Source organism: Pseudomonas taiwanensis (assembly GCF_013393345.1).
Taxonomy (GTDB): domain Bacteria; phylum Pseudomonadota; class Gammaproteobacteria; order Pseudomonadales; family Pseudomonadaceae; genus Metapseudomonas; species Metapseudomonas resinovorans_C.
On record NZ_QJRF01000030.1, the window covers coordinates 139,370 to 162,448 of the forward strand.

Sequence of the window (23,079 nt, forward strand, 5' to 3'; positions counted from 1 at the left end):
ACAATAATGGGGCTGGATGATGCGCTTATCTTCACTCGCGTAGTCGAGTGCCACAGCTTCACCCAGGCTGCGCAAAGCCTGGGCATGCAGAAATCCACCGTCAGTCGCCGCATTGCGCTCCTGGAAGAGCGTCTCGGGGTGCGCCTGCTCAATCGCACGACCCGCAAGCTGCGGCTGACCGAAGTAGGGCTGGCGTATTACGAAAGATGCCGGCAGATCATGCTGGACTTCGCCGAAGCCGAGCAGGCGGTCATGCAATTGCAGCAGGAGCCCTCTGGCCTGCTGCGCGTGACGGCGCCCATTGAATTCGGCCAGTTGTTCCTCGGCAAGGTGCTGGGCAGCTTCATGCGCCAGTACCCGCAGATCACGGCTGAAGTTGAAATCACCTCGCGCAATGTCGATCCGCTGGAAGAGGGCGTGGACATCGCGATCATGATTGGCCAGCCGCAGGACTCGACCCTGATCGCTCGCAAGTTGTTCGAGAGCGGTCGGCGGCTTTGCGCGAGCCCGGCATACCTCGCTGCCCACGGCACGCCGCGGACGGTGGAGGCCCTCGCTGGCCATCGTGCCGTCCTGCTGCCCCAGGATTCCCAGCGCTACTGGATGTTGCAAGGCGAAAGCGTGCCCTGCCAGCGCGTCCTCTATTGCAACAACATCACGTTCGCGCGGGAGGCGGTGCTGGCGGGGGCGGGCATCGCGGCATTGCCGCTGATGTTCACCGAATCCGCCGTACAGCGCGGGGAGTTGATCGAGTTGCTGCCCGAGGCGCGACTGCCCAGTGGCGAGATTTATGCCGTCTATCCGTCGCGGCGCTTCCAGGCGATGAAGGTCAAGGCGTTTCTCGACTTCCTGATGCGCAGCCTACCGGTGCAAGAAGGACACTTGCTGGAGCCGATGGCGGCCAGCCTGATAAGATCGCGCCTTTGATCCACCTTGAGTTTCGAGACCATTCCATGACCACCGTCCGTACCCGTATCGCGCCGTCGCCCACCGGCGACCCGCACGTGGGCACCGCCTACATCGCCCTGTTCAACCTGTGTTTCGCGCGCCAGCACGGCGGTCAGTTCATCCTGCGCATCGAAGACACCGATCAGTTGCGCTCCACCCGCGAGTCCGAGCAGCAGATCTATGACGCTCTGCGCTGGCTCGGTATTGAGTGGGATGAAGGTCCGGACGTTGGCGGCCCGCATGGTCCGTATCGCCAGAGCGAACGCGGCGAGATTTACAAGAAGTACTCCCAGGAACTTGTGGACAAGGGCCACGCCTTCCCGTGCTTCTGCACCGCCGAGCGCCTGGACAAACTGCGCGCCGAGCAGACCGAGCGTAAGGAAACACCGCGCTACGACGGCCACTGCATGCATCTTTCCAAAGATGAGGCAGGCAAGCGCATCGCAGCCGGTGAGCCCCATGTCGTGCGCATGAAGGTGCCGAGCGAAGGCGTCTGCGTGGTTCCGGACATGCTCCGTGGTGATGTCGAAATCCCGTGGGATCGCATGGATATGCAGGTCCTGATGAAGACCGACGGCCTGCCGACCTACTTCCTCGCCAACGTCGTGGATGACCACCTGATGGGCATCACCCATGTCCTGCGTGGTGAAGAATGGCTGCCTTCGGCACCCAAGCTGATCAAGCTCTACGAGTACTTCGGTTGGGAGCAGCCCAAGCTCTGTTACATGCCGCTGCTGCGCAATCCGGACAAGAGCAAGCTCTCCAAGCGCAAGAACCCTACCTCCATCACCTTCTACGAGCGCATGGGCTTCCTGCCTGAAGCAATGCTCAACTACCTGGGGCGCATGGGCTGGTCGATGCCGGACGAGCGCGAGAAGTTCTCCCTGGCGGAGATGGTCGAGCACTTCGATCTGTCGCGTATTTCGCTGGGCGGTCCGATCTTCGATCTGGAAAAGCTCTCCTGGCTGAACGGCCAGTGGATCCGGGAACTGCCGGTGGAGCGTTTCGCCGCCGAGATCCAGAAGTGGGCGCTCAACCCCGAGTACCTCATGCGCATCGCGCCGCACGTGCAGGGCAGGGTGGAGACGTTCAGCCAGATTGCGCCATTGGCCGGTTTCTTCTTCTCCGGCGCGGTGCCGCTGGATGCCAAGCTGTTCGAGCACAAGAAGCTGAGCCCGGACCAGGTGCGCCAGGTCATGCAACTGGTGCTGTGGAAGCTGGAATCCTTGCGTCAGTGGGAAAAGGATCGCATCACCGGCTGCATTCAGGCTGTTGCCGAGAGCCTGGAGCTCAAGCTGCGAGATGTGATGCCGCTGATGTTCCCGGCCATCACCGGGCAGGCCAGTTCGGTTTCGGTGCTGGATGCCATGGAAATCCTGGGGGCTGATCTCAGTCGCTTCCGTCTGCGTCAGGCCATCGAGCTTCTCGGCGGCGTGTCGAAGAAAGAATCCAAGGAGTGGGAGAAGCTGCTCGCGGCCATCGCCTGATGGCCCTTCGGTCGGTCCGGGGAAAGTCCTGTGCCGACCGAGCTCGGGTAAGTGTTTGTTCTTCCAGATAAAAAAGTTCGGTTTGTAGAAAAAATATTGTTGACAGCAGGAGGGGGCGCCCCTAATATGCGCCCCGTCCTCGCGACGGGGCTATAGCTCAGCTGGGAGAGCGCTTGCATGGCATGCAAGAGGTCGACGGTTCGATCCCGTCTAGCTCCACCACTCTTTCAAGAGTGGGTCGCGAAAAGGCATGAAGGTTTCGTCCCCTTCGTCTAGTGGCCTAGGACACCGCCCTTTCACGGCGGTAACAGGGGTTCGAGTCCCCTAGGGGACGCCATTTTCCAGCAGCATCGGCCATGCCGGTGCAGCCGAAGTAATTCGGGGCTATAGCTCAGCTGGGAGAGCGCTTGCATGGCATGCAAGAGGTCGACGGTTCGATCCCGTCTAGCTCCACCAAATACGATGCGCCACGCATCACAAGGGCCAGCTTGAGAGCTGGCCCTGTTGTCAGAAGGTTTTGTCCCCTTCGTCTAGTGGCCTAGGACACCGCCCTTTCACGGCGGTAACAGGGGTTCGAGTCCCCTAGGGGACGCCACTTTCCAGCAGCATCGGCCATGCCGGTGCAGCCGAAGTAATTCGGGGCTATAGCTCAGCTGGGAGAGCGCTTGCATGGCATGCAAGAGGTCGACGGTTCGATCCCGTCTAGCTCCACCAAACTCGATGCGCCACGCATCACAAGGGCCAGCCTAAGCGCTGGCCCTGTTGTCAGAAGGTTTTGTCCCCTTCGTCTAGTGGCCTAGGACACCGCCCTTTCACGGCGGTAACAGGGGTTCGAGTCCCCTAGGGGACGCCACTTTTCATTTCCCGCTTTGCGGGCTTTTCAAGGGTCATTCCAGTTTGGGATGGCCCTTTTGTTTTTCTAGCCCTCTTTCCGTGCCGACGAATGGCTTCTCAGCCAGCTTGCCATTTTGTATTACACAAATAATATTATGACTGTAATTCGAAAGGAGGCTGACATGAGCGAGAAAAAAGCCCAAACCCGAGAGCGCATCCTTCAGGCGGCTGCCTCGGCCATGTTGCAGCATGGTCCGCAAGAGCCGGGCGTCGCAGATGTGATGGGGGCCGCCGGGCTGACGGTGGGCGGTTTCTACGCTCATTTCGCCAGCAAGGATGCCCTGATGCTGGAGGTGTTCAAGCAACTGCTGCGAAAGCGTCGGGATCTCGTGGCGTTGATTGACCAGGGACTCCCTGGTGCTGAGCGGCGTGCGCTCGCTGCGGGTTTCTACCTGTCACGCAAACACCGGGATGCCACTCGCTCCGGTTGCCCGCTACCCAGTTCCCTGGGTGCGATGGCGCAACTGCCGGGAGCGTACCGGGAGCTGTTGGCGGAACACCTCGAAGTGCTCAGTGCCAGGATGTGCGACAGCCCCGAAGAGGTCGATAAGGCACTTGCCGACATCGCGCTGATGGTGGGTGGCCTGGCGCTGGCGCGGGCCTTGGGCGAGGGTGATCTGTCTGATCGAGTATTGCGTGCCGCCAAGTCGGCGGTCATTTAAGGAGCCAGATGATGAATAACCTGAGCCTCATTCGCGGCGTGAACGCCACTCTGGGTCGTCTGGCGCCGCAGGCTGTTGCCCGGCGCACGCGCCGCCAATTCATGACGCCCCGCAACCGGGCGCCGCGGGAATGGGAGATGCAACTGCTTGGCAGCTCCGAGCGGATCACCCTGCGCTTTGGCCTATCCGCGCTGCGCTGGGGGAGCGGTCCCACCGTCTTGCTGATGCATGGTTGGGAAGGGCGCCCCACCCAGTTCGCCAGCCTGATCGAAGCACTGGTGGCGGCCGGCTATGGTGTGGTGGCGCTGGATGGTCCCGCCCATGGGCGCTCGCCCGGGCACGAAGCGAATGTGGTGCTTTTCGCCCGGGCGTTGCTGGAAGCTGCGGGAGAGTTGCCGCCGCTGCATGCGGTGATTGGTCACTCCATGGGTGCTGCAAGTGTCCTGTTGGCCAGCCAGATGGGGTTGCGAGCCAAGGCCCTGGTGAGCATCTCGGGCCCCAGCCGAATTCTTGGACCGCTGCGTAGCTTCGCCCGAATGATGGGGCTGCCGGCAAAAGCGCGAGCACATTTCGTCAACCAGGTGGAGCGGCACGCGGGCATACCCGTTGCCCATCTCGACGTGGAGCGCTATCAGCTGGAAATACCCGGATTGGTCGTGCATGCCGAGGACGACCTGCTGGTGCCGGTCGCCGATAGCCAGGTCATTCATGATGCGTGGTTCGACAGCCAGTTGCTGAGACTGGAGCAGGGTGGCCACCAGCGTCTGCTCGCCGATAGTCGAGTGATCCAGGCCGTGCTCACCCTGCTGGAACAGGTTCAGGAGGTCCGCATCGCGACAGAAGCTCTGCGTTGAGGCTGGCAGGTGACCTGCCGACAGTGCTCTACTTCCAACGTTCAACGGCTCATTGTCGCTTGCGACAATGAGCCGGGGATCTTGCAATGTGGAGAACTGACATGAGCCTGACGATGGATGTGGTGCTGCAGCGGGCGCGACCGGTTCTGCCCGTGCTGGTGATCGAGGATACTGGGCTGGCGCTGGACCTCGCCGGGGCACTGAGTGCTGGTGGCGTCGAAGTGCTGGAGGTCACCTTGCGTACGCCACGGGCGCTGGATGCGCTGGCGGCAATCCGCAAGGAGTTTCCGGACCTGCTGGTGGGCGCTGGCACCTTGATCCACACCGAACAATTCCTCGAGGCGCGCGATGCCGGGGCGCATTTTGCCGTCAGCCCCGGATGTACCGAGCGTCTCGCAGCGGCCGCCGAGGATTCCGGCCTGCCGTACCTGCCTGGTGTGATGACGCCCTCCGAAGTGCTGCTGGCGCTGGAGTACGGCTATCGCTCGCTCAAACTGTTCCCGGCCAACGGAAATGGCAGCGTGAAGATGCTGAAAAGCCTCAAGGGGCCGTTCACTGGCATCCGTTTCTGCCCTACCGGCGGCGTTACCCCCGACAACCTGCCCAGTTTCCTGCGCCTGCCCAATGTGGCCTGCGTGGGTGGCACCTGGATCGCGCCTTCGAGCCTGATCCGTGCCCGCGCCTGGGACCAGATCACTCAACTCGCCACCGAGGCCCGCGAACTGGCCAGCAACCTGGAGCAGCATCCATGAACTGGGACATGCCCAATCCCTTCGTCATCGATATCAAGGTAGGTGCTGACGACATCGACGGCCTGGGTCATGCCAACAACGCCGTATACGTCAGCTGGCTGGAACGTTGTGCCTGGCGGCATTCCCAGAACCTGGGGCTGGACCTGGCCGAATACCGCCGGCTGGACCGCGCCATGGCAGTGCTGCGACATGAGATCGACTACCTTGCCGCAGCTTACGAGGGCCAGGAGCTGCAGATGGCAACGTGGATCGTGGAGTCGGATCAGCGCCTCAAGATGGATCGGCGCTTCCAGCTGGTGCGACCGGAAGATGGCGCCACCCTGTTGCGGGCGAAAACCACCTTCGTCTGCATCGAGCTCTCCTCCGGCAGGCCGAAGCGTATGCCGACGGAGTTCGTCGAAGGGTATGGCCAGGCGCTGCAGCCGCCGTTTCCGCTGGAGCTCTGAGGCTCACCCCTCTACCGGCGCGAGGAACACCTCGTGCTGGTCCTGGACGATACGAAAGTGACGGACTTCGCCGGGCTGGAAGACGGCCGACTGCGGGTCGCCGGCAAACAGCCCGGCACAGTAGCCGGAACCGCTCTGCGCCACTCTCAGCGCGACCTCGCCCGCGGGTACCGGAATACTGACCGACTGGCCGGGCGCTATCTTCGCCACGAGTTCGTTCTGCACGTAGAGGTCGATGTCGCAGGCGTTCGGGGTGTTCTCATCGCGGCTGACCAGAAGTTCGCCAATGGCGTCCGGTACCGGTTGTCGCGGCGACGCCAGGATCGCCTCGCTGGCGGCGAAAACCACCGTGGAAGCCAGCGTGAGTGCGGCAAGGACGGGTACGAGCGAATTCATCGTGGCGTTTCTCCTGCGCTGAATCGGAGAAATTTCGACCACCAGTCCCGCCGGATGCTCCCCGGGATATTCGCCGTCCGTCATGCTGCGTAAACTACGCGCCTTTTTCCTGTGAGCCTGTCATCCATGCAAATCGCCCTGGCCCCGATGGAAGGGCTGGTCGACGAAATCCTTCGCGATGTGCTGACCCGTGTCGGTGGCATCGACTGGTGCGTGACCGAATTCATCCGGGTTTGCGACCGCCTGTTGGCGGCCAGCACCTTCGAGAAGTTGGGCCCCGAACTGGCCGATGGCGCCCGCACACGTGCCGGTACGCCCATGCGCGTGCAATTGCTGGGTTCCGACCCGGTTTGCCTGGCGGAAAACGCAGCCTTTGCCTGCGAGCTCGGCGCGCCGGTGATCGACCTCAACTTCGGCTGCCCGGCCAAGACGGTGAACAAGTCGCGCGGCGGCGCTGTGCTGCTCAAGGAGCCCGAACTGCTCCATGCGATCCTGTGCGAGGTGCGCCGCGCCGTGCCGGCGGACATTCCGGTGACTGCGAAGATGCGCCTCGGTTTTGACAGCCCCGATGTTGCCCTGGATTGCGCGCGAGCGCTGGCCGACGGCGGTGCCCAGCAGATCGTGGTGCATGCACGGACCAAGGTCGAAGGCTACAAGCCGCCGGCGCACTGGGAGTGGGTGGCGCGGGTGCAGGATGCGGTCAAGGTGCCGGTGTTCGCCAACGGCGAGGTCTGGACCCTGGCTGATTGGCGCCGCTGCCGCGAAGTGAGTGGCGTGGAAGACATCATGCTGGGTCGTGGCCTTGTGTCGCGACCGGACCTGGCGCGGCAGATCGCTGCGGCGCGGGCTGGCGAGCCGGTGGTGGACATGACCTGGGCGGAGTTGCAGCCGATGCTTCAGGATTTCTGGCGCCAGGCCCGGCGCAAGCTCGCTCCGCGCTATGCGCCAGGGCGCCTGAAGCAGTGGCTGGGCATGCTCACTCGCAGCTATCCCGAAGCGGTCGCGCTATTCGCCGAGGTGCGCCGGGAGAATGACTGCGCCCGGATCGACGCCTTGCTTGGCGTCCCGGACCTGCAACGGGAATGGACAGAAGCCGTCTGCGCCTAGCGGCCGCCAGAGACATCGAGGAAGCTGCCGCTGGTATAGGACGCTTCCTCGCTGGCCAGCCATAGAATCGCTGCAGCCACTTCCTCCGCTTCGCCACCTCTGCCCATGGGCACCGACTGGCGCACCCGCTCGACCCGGTCCGGTTCGCCGCCGCTGGCGTGGATTTCGGTACGTATCACGCCAGGGCGCACCGCATTGACGCGAATCCCTTCCGCCGCCAGCTCCTTGGCCAGTCCCAGGGTCATGCTGTCGACGGCCCCCTTGGCCGCTGCGTAGTCGATGTACTCATTGGGCGCACCGATGCGCGCGGCAATGGATGACAGGTTGACGATGGCGCCGCCCTGGCCGCCATGCCGCGTCGACATGCGCTTGATGGCTTCCCGCGCGCAGAGGAAGCTGCCCACCACATTGGCCCGCAGTACCCGCTCGAACCGAGCCGCGTCCATGTCCTCCAGGCGCATCTGGCGCTCCAGCATGCCGGCGTTGTTGACCAGCACATCCAGCCGCCCGAATTCCTGATCCAGGCGTTCGAACATGTCCACCACCTGGGATTCATCACCGACATCCGCGCGCAGGAGGAGGGCGCGACCGCCGGTGGATTCGATTTCACGCGCCAGGGTTTCGGCTGCTTCCTGCTGCTGTCGGTAGTTGATGCCCAGGGCATAACCGCGTTGTGCCGCGAGGCGGGCCGTGGCGGCACCGATGCCACGACTCGCGCCCGTGATCAGCATGACTTTCTGCATGGGATTTCCTTAGGGGCTTGAAATGTTTTCGAGCGTCCATATCTAGGTTACTGCGGGATGCCGAAGTCGGGTCCCGCACTCGAAATACTTGCTGATTATTCAGGAGATCTACATGAGCACTGCATTTTCCCTCGCCCCTCTGTTCCGCCATTCCGTGGGCTTCGACCGCTTCAATGACCTGTTCGAATCCGCCCTGCGCAATGAAGGCGGCAGCACCTATCCGCCCTACAACGTCGAGAAGCACGGTGACGACCAGTACCGTATCGTCATTGCCGTGGCCGGCTTCCAGGAAGAAGACCTGGAACTCCAGGTGGAGCGCGGTGTGCTGACTGTCGGTGGCGGCAAGCGCGAGAAGAGCGACGAGTCCGTCACCTATCTACATCACGGCATCGCCCAGCGCGCTTTCAAGCTGTCCTTCCGCCTGGCCGACCACATCGAAGTCAAGGCTGCTGCCCTGCAGAACGGCCTGCTGAACGTCGACCTGGTTCGCATAGTGCCGGAAGAGGCCAAGGCCAAGCGCATCCCGATCAACGGGCACCGTGCAGTGCTGGAGAACTGATCTCCTGGCTTCCCCCCGAAAAAGAGAGGGCGCCTACGGGCGCCCTTTTTTGTGCCGGCTTCAGACGGGTGAAGGTCGTTGCTGGCTGTGCTCCAACAGGGCGCGGAACGCCGCCAGTGGCACCGGTTTGCTGTACAGATAACCCTGGTACAGGTTGCAGCCCTGTTGCTCGAGGAAGGCCAACTGCTCGTCGCGCTCCACGCCCTCGGCGATGATTTCCAGCCCCAGGCTGCGCGTCATGGCGACGATGGCACGAATGATCTCCGCATCGTTGGGGTCCTGGGTGGCGTCGCGAACGAAGGACTGGTCGATCTTCAGCGCGTCGACCGGTAACCGTTTCAGGTAGGTCAGCGAAGAGTAACCGGTGCCGAAGTCGTCCATGGCGAAGCTGGCGCCCAGTTTCTTCAGGCGGCGCATTTTGCCGATGGTGTCCTCGATCTTCTGGATGACGATGCCTTCGGTGACCTCCAGTTTCAGCAACTGGGCGGGGAGCTGGCTCCGATGCAGGGCGCGTTCCACACGCTCGACGAAGTCGCTCTGGCGGAACTGCCGGGGGCTGATGTTCACGCAGAGGCCGAAATCCCTGGCGTTGACCAGGCCCTCGGCGAGCAGCTGTTCGCAGGCGTTGCACGCCTCGTCCAACACCCAGGCACCGACGTCGAGGATCAGGCCGCTTTCTTCCAGCACCTGGATGAAATGACCGGGGGGGCTGTGGCCTCAGGGGCGGATGCTGCCAGCGGAGCAGGGCCTCGGCGCCGACTATTTAGTGCGCTACAGCTGAATAAAAGTTTCGATTTGGAGTAAGTCAAGTTCTGTAAATGGGGATTTACCGGTAATTTATTCCTACTGATAATTGAAATGCTTGCGGCGGTAATTAAAAACTATCTAACCCATAGGTAAATAAAATGTCTCATAAGTTTTTAAATCCCGAAAAAATCCATAACCCAGTGCCTTTTGGCTATAGTCATGTTATAGCCATTTCACCCAATGATTATGATTTCGTCCTTATTTCTGGACAGTGGGCATCGAATACCGATGGAACAGTACCCAACATCGAATTCCCTCAACAGGTTAAAAGATCCTTTGACAATCTGAAGTCCGCCTTGGAGTCTGCAGGACATGACTTCGCCTCGGTCATTCAAATCAGAACCTATATCGTTGATATCAACGAAGAAAAAACCGCGGAGTTGGCGGCTGTGGTAAAAAGAACCTGGGGTGAAAATCCACCAACCCATACTCTTGTTGGAGTAAGCGGACTGGCTATGGGAACCATGCACTTCGAAATTGAAGCCGTCTCGGCCAAGCCCAGGAAGTCGCAATAATCCTATCCGGCACCGTTGATAGCGGTAAATGATAGTTCCCATCTCTGCTTTCTAAATATCATCGAGGACCGCTTACAACCAACAACGCGCAAGTAAAAAGGGCGGTCGGCCAAGGGCCGCTCTTTCTTTGCCTATCAACGGCCCGCAACTTAACGATTACGGAAACATCGCGTTGCCACCTTCAGTACTTCACTTTAAAGGTGGGTGATTCCTCGGCCCGCTGGCCCCGACGGTCGTACAAAAAGCGGGAAATTGGCTTGCCCACAACCATAGAATCTCCCACCGGCCCTGGCCTGGCTCAATTATGTCATTCACGCCATTAAAACAGCCCTAGCTGCCGATCGATCAATGCGCTGAAATCATCCTGCACGACCGGCAGAATGGCATCGGCCACCGGCTGCAATTGCCGGGTCAGGTAGTGATCGCCGACATCGCCCTGTACCGCGCCAAGGATTCGGGGCGTAACGCCATCCAGATGACGCTGCGCCGGATCCTCCCAGATGCCCAGTTCCAGGGAGCTATGGCCGATGGTTTCATCCTGGCTCCAGCCGAACTGGCGCTCGAAGCCGACGTTCACTTCCATGAAGCAACCACTGGCGCGGTCGGTGATCACCACCGCATCGGGCGTGCTGCGGAAAGCCTTGGCGAACTTCTCCTCGCTGCTGCATAGGGCGTTCTCGGCGCGCTTGCGTGCGGTGGTGTCGAGGAAGGTACTGATCGCGAACGGCTGATCTTCCAGTTCGATGTACTGGCTAGAGAGCACGCCGTCCAGAATGCCTCCGTTGCGCGTGCGCAGTTTCACTTCCTGGGAGATCGGCGCGCCACTGTTGCGCGCATTACGCAGCAGCCACTCGCGCTGCTCGAGGTCTACCCAGATGCTCAACTCCAGGGTGGTGCGGCCGATGGTTTCTGACACCGGCCAGCCCAGTACGTGCTCGAAGTCCTGGTTGGCCTCGACTATCAGGCTGTCGGTGAGGCGGACCAGCAGCACGACGTCCGGGCTCAGGTGGAACAGGCTGGAGTAACGCTGCCGGGAGGTGGCCAGGCCCTGGGCGCGCTGCTGTTGCTGGGTGACGTCGCGGATCACGCCGATCATGCGGCGTCGGCCGTCAGTCGTGGGCTGCAGGCTGCCGCTGATCTCCAGCCAATGCAGCGTGCCATCGGGCCCGCGGATGCGGTGCCGCATGGCGCGTTCGGATTGGCGGCCGTCGAGCACTTCGCGGAACAGGCGCAGTACTTCGACGCGATCGTCCTCGGGGATCAGCTGGATGTAATTCACTGGGTGGCGCAGCGGACGGTGAGGGTCCAGGCCTGGGTGCCGCGGGACCAGTTGACCTGGCCGGAATCGATGTCCCAGGACCAGGCCCCAACCGGGCGCCGTTCGGCGCGGCCCCTTTCCGTCGATAGAGCAGATATTCGGGCCGGTGAAAGGCGGAAGTTTGCAGCTGCCTTCCCGGCCCTTTTCTTATGTGATGCGGCTCAACTTATCCTTTGCCCTCACAGATACGCAAGGTCGTCGCGTTGCGCATCCAGCAGCGCCATGAAGGCCTTGGCGGCGTTGGACAGGGTGCGCTCGGTATGCAGGATGTAGCCGAGCTGGCGCGACAGCTGGATGTCCTGCAGGGGCAGGCGTACCACCGAGTCGTCGAGCATGGTGCGCGGCAGCACGCTCCAGGCGATGCCGATGGAAACCATCATCTTGATGGTCTCCATGTAGTTGGTGCTCATGGCGATGTTCGGCATCAGGCCCTCGGCCTCGAACATGCGGCGGACGATGTGGTGGGTGAAGGTGTTGCCGCCCGGGAATACCGCCGGATGCCGCGCCACGTCGGGAAGGAAGATGGTCTTGTCGCGGGCCAGGGGATGTTCTGGCGCAGCGACGAAATCCAGCGGGTCGTTCCAGACCGGCACCGCCTGCACGGGCAGCGCGGTTTCCGGTGCGAGGGTGATCACCGCCAGTTCCACGCGGCCGTGGAGGATTTCCTCATAGGCCACTTCCGAATCGAGGAACTGGATGTCCAGGGCCACTTGAGGGTAGGCGCGGGTAAAGGCGCGTAGCAGTGGCGGCAGGCGGTGCAGGCCGATGTGGTGGCTGGTGGCCAGGGTCAGGCGGCCGCTGATATCACCGGACAGGTTGCTCAGCGCACGGCGGGTGTCATCCAGCACATTGAGGATCTGGTAGGCGCGCGGGAGCAGGGCGCGCCCGGCTTCGGTCAAGCTTACTTCGCGACCCAGACGGTCGAACAGGCGCACACTGAGCTGCTGTTCCAGCGAGGCGATGCGCTTGCTCACCGCAGGCTGGGTCAGGTGCAGGCGTTCCCCGGCTTCGGAGAAGCTGCCGGTCTCGGCGATGGCGATGAAAGCATTGAGGCTGGCCAAATCCATATCTGGGCTCCACGGGTTGTGCCGCTAGGATCTGCATTCCTTAGTGGAATGCTTTAAATAAAAAATATGAATTTGAGTTATTGGATGCAAGCCCCTACGATCGTCCCCACAAGCAAAAGGGGCTTTTGACCCCTGCGCACAGAAACAAGCTGATGAGGACCTGACGATGGCCGGCAAGACGCTCTACGACAAGCTCTGGGATGCTCACGAGGTGAAGCGCCGCGACGATGGTTCGTCGCTGATCTACATCGACCGTCACATCCTTCACGAAGTGACCTCGCCGCAGGCCTTCGAAGGGCTGCGTCTGGCGAGTCGCAAGCCCTGGCGCATCGACGCCAACATCGCCACTCCGGACCACAACGTGCCGACCACCCGCGCCGAGCGCCAGGGCGGCCTCGAAGCCATCGCCGATGAAGTGTCGCGCATCCAGGTCAAGACCCTGGATGAGAACTGCGATGACTTCGGCATCCTCGAGTTCAAGATGAACGACGTGCGCCAGGGCATCGTCCACGTGGTCGGCCCGGAGCAGGGCGCCACCCTGCCGGGGATGACCGTGGTCTGCGGCGATTCCCACACCTCCACCCACGGCGCCTTCGGTGCGCTGGCCCACGGCATCGGCACCTCCGAGGTCGAGCATGTGCTGGCTACCCAGTGCCTGGTGGCGAAGAAGATGAAGAACATGCAGGTGCGCGTGGAGGGCAAGCTGCCCGCCGGCGTCACCGCGAAGGACATCGTGCTGGCCGTTATCGGCAAGATCGGCACCGCTGGCGGCAATGGCCATGCCCTGGAATTCGCTGGCAGCGCCATCCGTGACCTGTCCGTCGAAGGCCGCATGACCATTTGCAACATGTCCATCGAAGCCGGTGCCCGTGTCGGCTTGGTGGCGGTGGACGAAAAGACCATCGCCTACGTCGAAGGTCGCCCCTTCGCGCCGAAGGGCGCTGACTGGGACAAGGCCGTGGCCGCCTGGCGCGACCTGGTGTCCGATTCCGACGCGCACTTCGATACCGTGGTCGAACTGCGTGCCGAAGACATCAAGCCGCAGGTGAGCTGGGGTACTTCGCCGGAGATGGTGCTGCCGGTCGACCAGCGCGTGCCGGACCCGGCCGCTGAAGCCGATCCGGTCAAGCGCGGTTCCATCGAGCGCGCGCTGAAGTACATGGGCCTCGCCGCCAACCAGGCGATCACCGATATCCAGCTGGACCGTGTCTTCATCGGTTCCTGCACCAACTCGCGTATCGAAGACCTGCGCGCAGCCGCAGAAGTCGCCAAGGGTCGCAAAGTCGCCGCCACCGTCAAGCAGGCGCTGGTGGTGCCGGGCTCCGGCCTGGTGAAGCAACAGGCCGAAAAGGAAGGCCTGGACAAGATCTTCCTCGAGGCGGGCTTCGAATGGCGCGAGCCGGGCTGCTCCATGTGCCTGGCAATGAACCCGGACCGCCTGGAGAGTGGCGAGCATTGCGCCTCCACCTCCAACCGCAACTTCGAGGGTCGTCAGGGCGCGGGTGGTCGTACCCACCTGGTCAGCCCGGCCATGGCCGCCGCCGCTGCGGTAACCGGCCGTTTTGTCGATGTTCGCGAGCTGCTCAAGTAAGGAAGGAGAGTCGAGATGAAAGCCTTTACCCAACACACCGGTCTCGTCGCTCCGCTGGATCGCGCCAACGTCGACACCGATCAGATCATTCCCAAGCAGTTCCTCAAGTCGATCAAACGCACCGGCTTTGGCCCGAACCTGTTCGACGAATGGCGCTACCTGGATGTGGGGCAGCCCAACCAGGACAACTCCAAGCGTCCGGTGAACAAGGACTTCGTGCTGAACTTCCCGCGCTTCCAGGGCGCCAGCGTGCTGCTCGCCCGCGAAAACTTCGGTTGCGGCTCCTCCCGCGAGCACGCCCCGTGGGCACTTGAAGAGTACGGCTTCCGCGCGATCATCGCGCCGAGCTACGCCGACATCTTCTTCAACAACAGCTTCAAGAACGGCTTGCTGCCGATCATCCTGAAAGACGAAGAAGTCGACGAGCTCTTCCAGCAGTGCGAGGCCACCGAGGGCTACCAGCTCACCGTTGACCTCGCCGCGCAGACCGTCACCCGTCCGGATGGCAAGCAGTACAGCTTCGAGGTGGATGCGTTCCGCAAGCACTGCCTGCTCAACGGTCTGGACGACATCGGCCTGACCCTGCAGGACGCCGAAGCGATCAAGACCTTCGAAGGCAAACACCGCCAGGACAACCCCTGGCTGTTCCGCGACGCCTGATATCCAGGAGCACGAAGTGAACGACAAGGCCCATGAGCAGGTAGTCCAGAGTCAGTTCGGTGAACAGGCCGCTGCCTACCTGAGCAGTGCTGTGCATGCCCATGGCGCCGAGTTCGCCCTGCTGCAGGCTGAAGTGGGCGGACGCCGCGATGCGCGTGTGCTCGACCTCGGCTGCGGTGCTGGTCATGTGGCCTTTAATGTGGCGCCGTTGGTCGGTGAAGTCGTTGCGTACGATCTCTCCGTGCAGATGCTTGACGTAGTGGCGAGTGCCGCTGCGCAGCGTGGACACGGCAATGTCGTCACGCAGCAAGGGGTGGCTGAAGCGCTGCCGTTTGCCGATGCCAGCTTCGATTTCGTCTTCAGCCGATATTCGGCGCACCACTGGAGCGACCTGGGCGTAGCCCTGCGTGAAGTGCGGCGGGTGCTGAAGCCGGGCGGCGTGGCAGCCTTCATCGACGTCGCTTCGCCGGGTCGCCCATTGTTGGACACCCACCTGCAGGCCGTGGAAGTGCTGCGCGACACCAGCCACGTACGCAACTACTCGCCCGCCGAGTGGCTGCGCCAGGTGGCCGAGGCCGGTCTGGCTACCCGAAGCCATGCCCGCCAGCGCCTGCGCCTGGAGTACAGGTCCTGGGTCGAGCGCATGCGCACGCCGATGGTGTTTCGCGAGGCGATCCTGGCCTTGCAGAACGCAGTGGGCGATGAGGTTCGCGAGTATTTCGAGATTGCCGCGGACGGCTCCTTCAGTACCGATGTCCTGGTGCTCTGGGCCGAACGCTAGAACGAATTGCATGGCGCGGAGTGCGCCTAACGAGAGGAAAGCATGAGCAAGCAGATTCTGATTCTCCCCGGCGACGGTATCGGCCCGGAGATCATGGCCGAAGCGGTCAAGGTGCTGGAGCTGGCTAACGACAAGTTCCAGCTCGGTTTCGAACTGACTGAAGACGTCATCGGTGGTGCCGCCATCGACAAGCACGGCGTGCCGCTGGCCGACGAAACCCTGGAACGTGCACGCAAGGCTGATGCTGTCCTGCTGGGCGCCGTGGGCGGTCCGAAATGGGACAAGATCGAGCGCGACATCCGTCCGGAGCGCGGGCTGCTGAAGATCCGTTCGCAACTGGGCCTGTTCGGCAACCTGCGTCCGGCCATCCTCTATCCGCAACTGGCCGACGCTTCCAGCCTCAAGCCGGAAGTGGTCGCGGGCCTCGACATCCTGATCGTCCGCGAACTGACCGGCGGCATCTACTTCGGCCAGCCTCGCGAACAGCGCGTGCTGGAGAACGGCGAGCGCCAGGCCTACGACACCCTGCCTTACAGCGAAAGCGAAATTCGCCGCATCGCGCGTGTCGGCTTCGACATGGCCCGCGTGCGCAACAAGAAACTGTGCTCGGTGGACAAGGCCAACGTCCTGGCCTCCAGCCAGCTGTGGCGCGAAGTGGTGGAAGAGGTGGCCAAGGACTATCCGGACATCGAACTCAGCCACATGTACGTCGACAACGCTGCCATGCAACTGGTGCGTGCACCCAAGCAGTTCGACGTGATGGTGACCGACAACATGTTCGGCGACATCCTGTCGGATGAGGCTTCCATGCTCACTGGTTCCATCGGCATGCTGCCTTCCGCCTCGCTGGATTCGAACAACAAGGGCATGTACGAACCCTGCCACGGCTCGGCACCGGACATCGCCGGCCAGGGCATCGCCAACCCATTGGCGACCATACTTTCCGTATCGATGATGCTCCGCTACAGCTTCAACCAGACCGCTGCTGCCGACGCCATCGAGAAGGCCGTCAGCCTGGTGCTGGATCAGGGCCTGCGGACGGGCGATATCTACTCCGCCGGTGCGACCAAGGTCGGTACCCGCGAAATGGGCGATGCTGTGGTCGCAGCACTGCGGAATCTGTAATCTGTCGGGCCCGCTGGAAAACCAGCGGCCCACTTTTTCACGAAAGGTGTAGTTGTCATGAAGCGTGTAGGTCTGATCGGTTGGCGCGGCATGGTGGGTTCCGTGCTCATGCAGCGAATGCTGGAAGAGCGGGATTTCGACCTGATCGAGCCGGTGTTCTTCACTACTTCCAATGTTGGTGGCCAGGGCCCCGCGGTCGGCAAGGACGTTGCCCCGCTGAAGGACGCCTACAGCATCGACGAGCTGAAGACCCTCGATGTGATCCTGACCTGCCAGGGTGGCGACTACACCAACGAGGTTTTCCCCAAGCTGCGCGAAGCCGGTTGGCAGGGCTACTGGATCGACGCCGCCTCCAGCCTGCGTATGCAGGATGACGCGGTGATCGTGCTCGATCCGGTGAACCGTCGGGTCATCGACCAGCAACTGGACGCCGGCACCAAGAACTACATCGGCGGCAACTGCACCGTCAGCCTGATGCTGATGGCTCTGGGCGGCCTGTTCGAAGCCGGCCTGGTCGAGTGGATGAGTGCCATGACCTATCAGGCGGCCTCCGGCGCAGGCGCGCAGAACATGCGCGAACTGATCAAGCAGATGGGCGCGACCCATGCTGCGGTGGCCGATGATCTTGCCAACCCGGCCAGTGCCATCCTCGACATCGATCGCAAAGTGGCTGAAGCCATGCGCGGCGAAGATTTCCCCACCGAGAACTTCGGTGTGCCCCTGTCCGGCAGCCTGATCCCCTGGATCGACAAGGAACTGCCCAACGGCCAGAGCCGCGAAGAGTGGAAAGGCCAGGCCGAGACCAACAAGATCCTCGGTCGCTTCAAGAGCCCGATCCCGGTGGATGGCATCTGCGTGCGCATCGGCGCCATGCGCTGCCACAGCCAGGCGCTGACCATCAAGCTGAACAAGGATGTGCCGATCGCCGACATCGAGGGCATGATCAGCCAGCACAATCCCTGGGTGAAACTGGTGCCGAACCAGCGCGAAATCAGCATGCGCGAACTCACTCCGACTGCCGTGACCGGTACCTTGACTGTCCCGGTCGGCCGTCTGCGCAAGCTCAACATGGGTTCGCAGTACCTGGGCGCCTTCACCGTGGGCGACCAGCTCCTCTGGGGCGCTGCCGAACCGCTGCGCCGTATGCTGCGCATCCTGCTGGAGCGTTGATGGATCGCAGGGTGTCGATGAGGCTCGTCGGCACTCTCTGACCCTCGATTGCCTGCGTGCGGGGTGGCGGTTAAAGTGCCGCTCCTCGCATCGCCAGAAGTATCCCTCCATGAGCCAGTCCCTCGATATCGCCGTGATCGGCGCCACCGGCACCGTTGGCGAAACCCTCGTCCAGCTCCTCGAAGAGCGTGAATTTCCGGTCGGCAACCTTTATCTGCTCGCCAGTGGCGAATCCGCCGGCACATCGCTGCCTTTCAAAGGACGTAACCTGCGGGTGCGGGATGTAGCCGAGTTCGATTTTGCCCAGGTGCGTCTGGCCTTCTTTGCGGCTGGTGAAGCGGTGACCCGCAGCTTTGCCGCTCGCGCGACGTCGGCAGGGTGCTCGCTGATCGACCTGTCCGGTGCGCTGGACCCGAATACCGCTCCAGCCCTGGTTCCGGAAAGCAACCCGCAGCTGCTCGAAACGCTCCCGGCTCCCTATCAATTGACCAGCCCCAGTGCCTCGTCGGTGGCGCTGGCCTGCGTGCTGGCGCCGCTCAAGGGCCTGCTCAAGCCGCAGCGCGTCAGTGTGATGGCCAGCCTTGCAGTGTCCTGCCGTGGTCGAGAGGGCGTTGCCGAGCTGGCGCGCCAGACTGCCGAGCTGCTCAACGCGCGGCCTCTGGAACCACGCTTCTTCGATCGGCAGATCGCCTTCAATGTCCTGGCGCAGGCCGGTGTCCCGGATGCCGAAGGGCATGCCGTCCTGGAGCGCCGCCTGGCGGGCGAGATCAAGCAGTTGCTCGGTGAGCCGGCTCTGCGTGTGTCCGCCACCTGCGCCCTGGCTCCGGTCTTCTTTGGTGACAGCCTGGCGGTTTCGGTTGTGGCTGAGCAGCCGGTGGATGTTGCCAGGGTACGCGAGCAGCTCGGAACAGCGCCGGGCGTCGAGTTTGTGGAAGAAGAGGGCGATTATCCGACCGCTGTCGGCGACGCCGTAGGGCAGGATTCGGTATATGTAGGCCGGGTTCGGGGCGGGTTGGATGACCCGTGCGAACTCAATTTGTGGATTGCTTCAGATAATGCAAGAAAAGGCGCTGCGCTCAATGCTGTGCAGTCGGCCGAGTTGTTGATAAAACACTATCTGTCAAAGATACTTACCTGAAAATTTGTAGAACTATTCTAGCTTGACAATACTGGCTTGGCCTTATCGTTGATGGGGAGCCGCCGTTTCAGGCGTGCGCAGGCAGCGACTTAAGACCCTCCTCTCGCCCCGCGAGAAAAAAGATAAAACAAGGGAATCACTCTATGGTTCGGGTTCGCAAACTTGTGCTGGCAATCGCGGCTGCATCCGCGCTGACTTCGGGCGTGGCCAACGCCCTGGGACTCGGGGAAGTCACCCTGCGTTCTTCCTTGAACCAGCCACTGGATGCGGAGATCGAGCTGCGCGAAGTGCGTGACTTGGCGTCTGCCGAGGTCAAGCCGAACCTGGCATCGGCCGAGGAATTCTCCAAGGCCGGCGTCGACCGCCAGTATTTCCTGCAGGACCTCAAGTTCACCCCGGTGATCAAGCCCAACGGCCGCAGCGTTATCCGGGTGACTTCCACCAAGCCGGTCCGCGAACCCTATCTGAACTTCCTGGTCGAGGTGCTCTGGCCCAATGGTCGCCTGCTGCGTGAGTACACGCTGCTTCTCGATCCGCCGCTCTATTCGCCGCAGGCTGCCGCCGCTGCCGCGCCGAAAGTTCCGGTCGCTGCCCCCGCGCCAGCACCGCGTCCCGCAGTAGCGCCGTCTGCCGCGCCTGTTCGCAGCGCCCCGGCGACCTCCGCTGCTGCACCGCGCCCCAGTGCTCCGGCACCTGCTCCCGCTCCCTCCCAGGCGGCTGCCCCCAAGGCGCCGACTGACCAATACCGCACCACCTCCCGCGACACCCTCTGGGAGATCGCTGAGCGCAGCCGCGCCAGTGGCTCGGTGCACCAGGCCATGCTGGCCATCCAGGATTTGAACCCGGACGCTTTCGTTGATGGCAACATCAATCGCCTGAAGAGCGGCCAGGTGTTGCGCCTGCCCGATGAAAAGCAGATCGCCAGCCGTTCCCAGGCCGAGGCCATTTCCCAGGTGCAGGCCCAGAACACCGCCTGGCGCGAAGGTCGCAGCCTGGCAGGGGAGGGCAAGCGTCAGCTCGACGCCACCAAGCGCAGCAACGCAGGTGAAGCCCCTGAGAAAGTTGAGACCGAGGACAATTTGCGCCTGGTTTCCGCTGCGAGCGGTAAGGCTTCCAGTGGCAGCGACAAGGGTGCCAACGGCGAAAGCAAGGCGCTCAGCGACAAACTGGCTGTAACCCAGGAAAGCCTGGATTCGACCCGTCGCGAAAATGATGAGCTGAAGAGCCGCATGACCGACCTGCAGAGTCAGATGGACAAGCTGCAGCGTCTGATCCAGCTCAAGGACGACCAGCTCGCGAAGCTGCAGTCCAACATGGCCAATCAAGGCAATCAGGCTCCCGCTGTTCCTGCCACCGCTGCAGCGCCCGCCGCAGCTCCCGCAGCTCCCGCAGCGCCGGCCCAGCCTGCCGCTACGCCTGCCCAGCCCGCTACCGTTACGCCGGCGGCGCCTGAAGTGCCGACAGCTGCAGCGCCGACCCCGGCACCGGCTCAACCTGCCGCCCCGGAAGCCGCAGTCCCGGCCGAGCCGGTTGCAGCCGCGCCAGCGCAGCCTGTTGCTCCTGACCAGCCAGCAACTCCTGCCCAGCCTGCAGCGCCGGCCGCTGCCCAGGAGCCGAAGCCGGCAGAGCCCGCCAAGCCGGCAGCTCCAGTCAAACCCGTGCAGACCGCCCCGGCCGCGCCTGTGGTCGAGCCGCCGCAGTCCAGCATCATCGACGACGTGCTGGCCAACCCCATGCTGCTCCTCCTGGCCGGTGGCAGCGCGCTTGTCGCTCTGTTGGTCCTGCTGATGGTGCTGTCGCGTCGCAATGCCCTGAAAGAGGCCGAGCTGCAGAACAGCCTTGCCGCGCAGGATGACGAGAACAGCTTCGACGTCGACCTAGACCTGAAGGACGACAGCTTCGCCGGCCTCGATAGTCCGGAACTGGATACGACCGTTGCCGATGTGCCGGACGCCGCGCCTGCCAAGGCTGACGAGCGTGTCACCGCACAGACCGGCGATGTGCTCAGCGAGGCCGACATCTATATCGCCTACGGTCGCTTCAACCAGGCTGCCGAGCTGTTGCAGAACGCCATCAACGACGAGCCGCATCGCAGCGATCTTCGCCTCAAGCTGATGGAGGTCTACGCCGAACTGGGTGATCGCGAAGGTTTCGCGCGTCAGGAAAGCGAGCTCCGTGAGATTGGCGGTGCAGGTGGCGAAATCGACCAACTGAAAGGCAAGTACCCGGCCATGGCCGTTGCTGCCGTGGCAGCCAGTGCGGTTGCGGGTCTGGCTGCGGCGGACGATCTCGACAGCTTCAGTCTCGATGACCTGACCCTCGACGATGTTCCGGCAAGCACGCCGGCAAACAGCGGGTCAGACCTGGATGATGCATTCGACCTGAGCCTGGATGATCTGGGGTCCGATCTCGATCTGGAGCTTGCCGACGAAGAACCGGCTGCCATCCAGCCTGTTGCGGCTCCGGTGGACGAACTGGGCCTGGACGATCTGGAGCTCGACCTCCCGATTGCTTCTCCGGCCAACGCCGAAAATGACCTGGACTTCGACCTGGACATCGGCGGCAGCGACGAGCTGCTGACTGGTGACGAAAGCCTGGAACTCAGCGATGATCTCGCTGATTTCAGCCTCGACCTGGAGCCGACCACCCAGTCGGCGACGGTGGAAGAGGACGATTTCCTGCTGAGCCTGGACAGCGACCTCGATGCGCCGCTGACCGTCGACGCCCCCGCTCCGGTAGCGGAAAAGGCAAGCGAAGCCCTTCTCGATCTGCCGGCCGATTTCGACCTCTCGCTTCCCGGCGAGCCGATTGCAGAGCCGCTGGCAGACAACGACAGCTTTGCCGCGCAGCTGGACGAGGTGACTGCCGAGCTGGATCAGCTCTCCGACAGCCTGCAGCAAGCGCCGGAGCCTGAGCCGGTTGCCGTGCTGGAAGACGAGGCGGCAGACCTCGGCCTGGGACTGGGCGAGGAAGACGACTTCGATTTCCTCTCCGGTACCGACGAAACCGCGACCAAACTGGATTTGGCTCGTGCCTATATCGACATGGGTGACACTGAAGGTGCTCGCGACATCCTCGACGAGGTGATGTCCGAGGGTAGTGACACCCAGCAACAGGAAGCGCGCGAACTGATCGCACGACTCAGCTGATAGATGACAGATGTAGTACCCGCAGCGGCAGCCACTTCGGCTGCCGCTGGCATTTACAGAATTGCTCTTGGCGTCGAATACAAGGGCTCGCGATATCGCGGCTTCCAGCGCCAGATCGATGGCGTTCCGTCCATCCAGGGCGCGCTGGAGAAAGCCCTTTGCCGGGTGGCGGGTGGTGCGCCCGTGACACTTTCCTGCGCCGGACGCACCGATGCCATGGTGCACGCCAGTGGCCAGGTCGTGCACTTCGATACGCCCGTTTCGCGGTCGCCGCTGTCTTGGGTGATGGGGGCTAATGCGAACCTGCCGCCGGATATCAGCGTTACCTGGGCCAGGGAGATGCCGAAGCACTTCGATGCCCGCTTCAGCGCCATGGCGCGGCGCTATCGCTATGTGATCTATAACGACGAAATTCGTCCGGCGCACATGGCAGAAGAAGTGACCTGGAACCACCGACCCCTGGATGCCGAGCGCATGCGTGAGGCCGCGCGTTGTCTGGTGGGAACCCACGATTTCAGTGCGTTTCGCGCGAGACAGTGCCAGGCGAAGTCGCCGATCAAGACCGTGCATCACCTGGAGCTGATCGAACTCGGTCGCATGATCGTGCTCGATATACGCGCCAATGCGTTCCTTCACCACATGGTGCGCAATATTGCCGGTGTGCTGATGACCATCGGTGCCGGCGAACAACCGGTGGAGTGGGCAAGGCAGGTGCTGGAAGGGCGGATTCGTCGGGAGGGTGGCGTGACCGCGCATCCCTACGGGCTCTATCTGGTGCGTGTCGAATATCCCGAAGAGTTCGAGCTTCCCCAGCGCTACCTCGGGCCGCACTTTCTTTCCGGGTTGCCGGATTGCGCGGGCTGACGCTGCGCCGGGCCTTTGCTAACATCCGTGGTCTTTAGCCTTCAGG

At 62.6% G+C, this 23,079-nt stretch carries 20 protein-coding genes, 6 tRNA genes and 2 pseudogenes; 23 read left to right on the forward strand and 5 right to left on the reverse strand.

Going from position 1 to position 23,079, the window contains the following annotated elements; translation table 11 throughout:
* The first annotated feature begins 6 nt into the window (after positions 1 to 6).
* The 12 genes from DM872_RS01890 (at position 7) to DM872_RS01945 (ending at position 6,043) form a co-directional block, all read left to right on the forward strand.
* On the forward strand, positions 7 to 927 hold the full coding sequence (locus DM872_RS01890) for a LysR family transcriptional regulator (protein ID WP_179057860.1): 921 nt from the start codon (positions 7 to 9) through the stop codon (positions 925 to 927).
* A gap of 26 nt (positions 928 to 953) precedes the next feature.
* Entirely contained in the window at positions 954 to 2,435 is a 1,482-nt protein-coding gene (gene gltX / locus DM872_RS01895; RefSeq protein WP_179057861.1) for a glutamate--tRNA ligase, read from the forward strand.
* A 146-nt stretch (positions 2,436 to 2,581) separates the two neighbouring features.
* A tRNA-Ala gene (locus DM872_RS01900) sits at positions 2,582 to 2,657 on the forward strand.
* Positions 2,658 to 2,696: 39 nt separating this feature from the next.
* Positions 2,697 to 2,772, forward strand: a tRNA-Glu gene (locus DM872_RS01905).
* A 43-nt stretch (positions 2,773 to 2,815) separates the two neighbouring features.
* A tRNA-Ala gene (locus DM872_RS01910) sits at positions 2,816 to 2,891 on the forward strand.
* Positions 2,892 to 2,954: 63 nt separating this feature from the next.
* Positions 2,955 to 3,030 (forward strand) — tRNA-Glu (locus DM872_RS01915).
* 43 nt (positions 3,031 to 3,073) lie between these two features.
* A tRNA-Ala gene (locus DM872_RS01920) sits at positions 3,074 to 3,149 on the forward strand.
* 63 nt (positions 3,150 to 3,212) lie between these two features.
* Positions 3,213 to 3,288, forward strand: a tRNA-Glu gene (locus DM872_RS01925).
* Between the two features lie 163 nt (positions 3,289 to 3,451).
* Positions 3,452 to 3,991 (forward strand): TetR/AcrR family transcriptional regulator, encoded by a 540-nt coding sequence (locus DM872_RS01930; RefSeq protein ID WP_179057862.1) that lies wholly within the window; start codon positions 3,452 to 3,454, stop codon positions 3,989 to 3,991.
* Positions 3,992 to 4,002: 11 nt separating this feature from the next.
* Positions 4,003 to 4,845 carry an alpha/beta hydrolase gene (locus DM872_RS01935; RefSeq protein WP_179057863.1) on the forward strand — a complete coding sequence of 281 codons (843 nt, stop codon included), beginning with the start codon at positions 4,003 to 4,005 and terminating at the stop codon, positions 4,843 to 4,845.
* Positions 4,846 to 4,946: 101 nt separating this feature from the next.
* Positions 4,947 to 5,597 (forward strand): bifunctional 4-hydroxy-2-oxoglutarate aldolase/2-dehydro-3-deoxy-phosphogluconate aldolase, encoded by a 651-nt coding sequence (locus DM872_RS01940; RefSeq protein WP_077525284.1) that lies wholly within the window; start codon positions 4,947 to 4,949, stop codon positions 5,595 to 5,597.
* Complete coding sequence (locus DM872_RS01945) at positions 5,594 to 6,043, forward strand: acyl-CoA thioesterase (RefSeq protein ID WP_179057864.1); 450 nt, start codon at positions 5,594 to 5,596, stop codon at positions 6,041 to 6,043. The genes DM872_RS01940 and DM872_RS01945 overlap by 4 nt, the downstream gene beginning before the upstream one ends.
* A gap of 3 nt (positions 6,044 to 6,046) precedes the next feature.
* On the opposite strand, the gene DM872_RS01950 is transcribed toward DM872_RS01945, so the two are convergent.
* Entirely contained in the window at positions 6,047 to 6,439 is a 393-nt protein-coding gene (locus DM872_RS01950; RefSeq protein ID WP_179057865.1) for a hypothetical protein, read from the reverse strand.
* 126 nt (positions 6,440 to 6,565) lie between these two features.
* On the opposite strand from DM872_RS01950, the gene DM872_RS01955 reads away from it, so the two are divergent.
* Positions 6,566 to 7,546, forward strand: a complete 981-nt coding sequence (locus tag DM872_RS01955) for a tRNA dihydrouridine synthase (protein WP_179057866.1) — start codon at positions 6,566 to 6,568, stop codon at positions 7,544 to 7,546.
* Here DM872_RS01955 and DM872_RS01960 read toward each other — a convergent pair.
* A complete protein-coding gene (locus DM872_RS01960) occupies positions 7,543 to 8,289 on the reverse strand; it encodes an SDR family oxidoreductase (RefSeq protein ID WP_179057867.1) in 747 nt (248 codons plus the stop codon). The two genes, DM872_RS01955 and DM872_RS01960, sit on opposite strands and share 4 nt — an antisense overlap.
* Positions 8,290 to 8,401: 112 nt before the next feature.
* Between DM872_RS01960 and DM872_RS01965 the strand changes: the two genes are divergently transcribed.
* Positions 8,402 to 8,848 carry an Hsp20 family protein gene (locus DM872_RS01965; RefSeq protein ID WP_179057868.1) on the forward strand — a complete coding sequence of 149 codons (447 nt, stop codon included), beginning with the start codon at positions 8,402 to 8,404 and terminating at the stop codon, positions 8,846 to 8,848.
* 60 nt (positions 8,849 to 8,908) lie between these two features.
* On the opposite strand, the pseudogene DM872_RS01970 reads toward DM872_RS01965, so the two are convergent.
* Positions 8,909 to 9,611, reverse strand: a pseudogene (locus DM872_RS01970) (putative bifunctional diguanylate cyclase/phosphodiesterase); the annotation flags it as partial.
* A gap of 142 nt (positions 9,612 to 9,753) precedes the next feature.
* Between DM872_RS01970 and DM872_RS01975 the strand changes: the two are divergent.
* Positions 9,754 to 10,170 carry a RidA family protein gene (locus DM872_RS01975; protein WP_179057869.1) on the forward strand — a complete coding sequence of 139 codons (417 nt, stop codon included), beginning with the start codon at positions 9,754 to 9,756 and terminating at the stop codon, positions 10,168 to 10,170.
* A 532-nt stretch (positions 10,171 to 10,702) separates the two neighbouring features.
* Here the strand turns inward: DM872_RS01975 and DM872_RS01980 are convergent.
* A pseudogene (locus DM872_RS01980) lies at positions 10,703 to 11,449 on the reverse strand (PAS domain-containing protein); the annotation flags it as partial.
* Between the two features lie 218 nt (positions 11,450 to 11,667).
* On the reverse strand, positions 11,668 to 12,555 hold the full coding sequence (locus DM872_RS01985; RefSeq protein WP_077525439.1) for a LysR family transcriptional regulator: 888 nt from the start codon (positions 12,553 to 12,555) through the stop codon (positions 11,668 to 11,670).
* Between the two features lie 166 nt (positions 12,556 to 12,721).
* Between DM872_RS01985 and leuC the strand changes: the two genes are divergently transcribed.
* The 8 genes from leuC (at position 12,722) to truA (ending at position 23,033) form a co-directional block, all read left to right on the forward strand.
* Complete coding sequence (gene leuC, locus DM872_RS01990; RefSeq protein WP_179057870.1) at positions 12,722 to 14,146, forward strand: 3-isopropylmalate dehydratase large subunit; 1,425 nt, start codon at positions 12,722 to 12,724, stop codon at positions 14,144 to 14,146.
* A gap of 15 nt (positions 14,147 to 14,161) precedes the next feature.
* Complete coding sequence (leuD, locus tag DM872_RS01995) at positions 14,162 to 14,806, forward strand: 3-isopropylmalate dehydratase small subunit (protein ID WP_179057871.1); 645 nt, start codon at positions 14,162 to 14,164, stop codon at positions 14,804 to 14,806.
* Positions 14,807 to 14,822: 16 nt separating this feature from the next.
* A complete protein-coding gene (locus tag DM872_RS02000; RefSeq protein ID WP_179057872.1) occupies positions 14,823 to 15,587 on the forward strand; it encodes a class I SAM-dependent methyltransferase in 765 nt (254 codons plus the stop codon).
* A gap of 42 nt (positions 15,588 to 15,629) precedes the next feature.
* Positions 15,630 to 16,712, forward strand: coding sequence for a 3-isopropylmalate dehydrogenase (gene leuB / locus DM872_RS02005; protein ID WP_179057873.1), 1,083 nt, complete (start codon positions 15,630 to 15,632; stop codon positions 16,710 to 16,712).
* A 57-nt stretch (positions 16,713 to 16,769) separates the two neighbouring features.
* Entirely contained in the window at positions 16,770 to 17,882 is a 1,113-nt protein-coding gene (gene asd / locus DM872_RS02010) for an aspartate-semialdehyde dehydrogenase (protein ID WP_179057874.1), read from the forward strand.
* Positions 17,883 to 17,991: 109 nt separating this feature from the next.
* A complete protein-coding gene (locus DM872_RS02015; RefSeq protein ID WP_179057875.1) occupies positions 17,992 to 19,020 on the forward strand; it encodes an aspartate-semialdehyde dehydrogenase in 1,029 nt (342 codons plus the stop codon).
* A 143-nt stretch (positions 19,021 to 19,163) separates the two neighbouring features.
* On the forward strand, positions 19,164 to 22,169 hold the full coding sequence (locus DM872_RS02020; RefSeq protein WP_179057876.1) for a FimV family protein: 3,006 nt from the start codon (positions 19,164 to 19,166) through the stop codon (positions 22,167 to 22,169).
* Between the two features lie 3 nt (positions 22,170 to 22,172).
* Positions 22,173 to 23,033 carry a tRNA pseudouridine(38-40) synthase TruA gene (truA, locus tag DM872_RS02025; RefSeq protein ID WP_179057877.1) on the forward strand — a complete coding sequence of 287 codons (861 nt, stop codon included), beginning with the start codon at positions 22,173 to 22,175 and terminating at the stop codon, positions 23,031 to 23,033.
* The last annotated feature ends 46 nt before the right edge of the window (positions 23,034 to 23,079 follow it).

Coding starts and splice junctions, on each gene's coding strand:
- DM872_RS01940 (WP_077525284.1), top strand. CDS start 4,947: ATGAGCCTGACGATGGATGTGGTGCTGCAGCGGGCGCGACCGGTTCTG.
- DM872_RS01890 (WP_179057860.1), top strand. CDS start 7: ATGGGGCTGGATGATGCGCTTATCTTCACTCGCGTAGTCGAGTGCCAC.
- truA (WP_179057877.1), top strand. CDS start 22,173: ATGACAGATGTAGTACCCGCAGCGGCAGCCACTTCGGCTGCCGCTGGC.
- asd (WP_179057874.1), top strand. CDS start 16,770: ATGAAGCGTGTAGGTCTGATCGGTTGGCGCGGCATGGTGGGTTCCGTG.
- leuD (WP_179057871.1), top strand. CDS start 14,162: ATGAAAGCCTTTACCCAACACACCGGTCTCGTCGCTCCGCTGGATCGC.
- DM872_RS01950 (WP_179057865.1), bottom strand. CDS start 6,439: ATGAATTCGCTCGTACCCGTCCTTGCCGCACTCACGCTGGCTTCCACG.
- DM872_RS01955 (WP_179057866.1), top strand. CDS start 6,566: ATGCAAATCGCCCTGGCCCCGATGGAAGGGCTGGTCGACGAAATCCTT.
- DM872_RS02020 (WP_179057876.1), top strand. CDS start 19,164: ATGGTTCGGGTTCGCAAACTTGTGCTGGCAATCGCGGCTGCATCCGCG.
- DM872_RS01965 (WP_179057868.1), top strand. CDS start 8,402: ATGAGCACTGCATTTTCCCTCGCCCCTCTGTTCCGCCATTCCGTGGGC.
- DM872_RS01960 (WP_179057867.1), bottom strand. CDS start 8,289: ATGCAGAAAGTCATGCTGATCACGGGCGCGAGTCGTGGCATCGGTGCC.
- DM872_RS01930 (WP_179057862.1), top strand. CDS start 3,452: ATGAGCGAGAAAAAAGCCCAAACCCGAGAGCGCATCCTTCAGGCGGCT.
- leuB (WP_179057873.1), top strand. CDS start 15,630: ATGAGCAAGCAGATTCTGATTCTCCCCGGCGACGGTATCGGCCCGGAG.
- DM872_RS01945 (WP_179057864.1), top strand. CDS start 5,594: ATGAACTGGGACATGCCCAATCCCTTCGTCATCGATATCAAGGTAGGT.
- DM872_RS02015 (WP_179057875.1), top strand. CDS start 17,992: ATGAGCCAGTCCCTCGATATCGCCGTGATCGGCGCCACCGGCACCGTT.
- gltX (WP_179057861.1), top strand. CDS start 954: ATGACCACCGTCCGTACCCGTATCGCGCCGTCGCCCACCGGCGACCCG.
- DM872_RS01935 (WP_179057863.1), top strand. CDS start 4,003: ATGAATAACCTGAGCCTCATTCGCGGCGTGAACGCCACTCTGGGTCGT.
- DM872_RS01985 (WP_077525439.1), bottom strand. CDS start 12,555: ATGGATTTGGCCAGCCTCAATGCTTTCATCGCCATCGCCGAGACCGGC.
- DM872_RS01975 (WP_179057869.1), top strand. CDS start 9,754: ATGTCTCATAAGTTTTTAAATCCCGAAAAAATCCATAACCCAGTGCCT.
- leuC (WP_179057870.1), top strand. CDS start 12,722: ATGGCCGGCAAGACGCTCTACGACAAGCTCTGGGATGCTCACGAGGTG.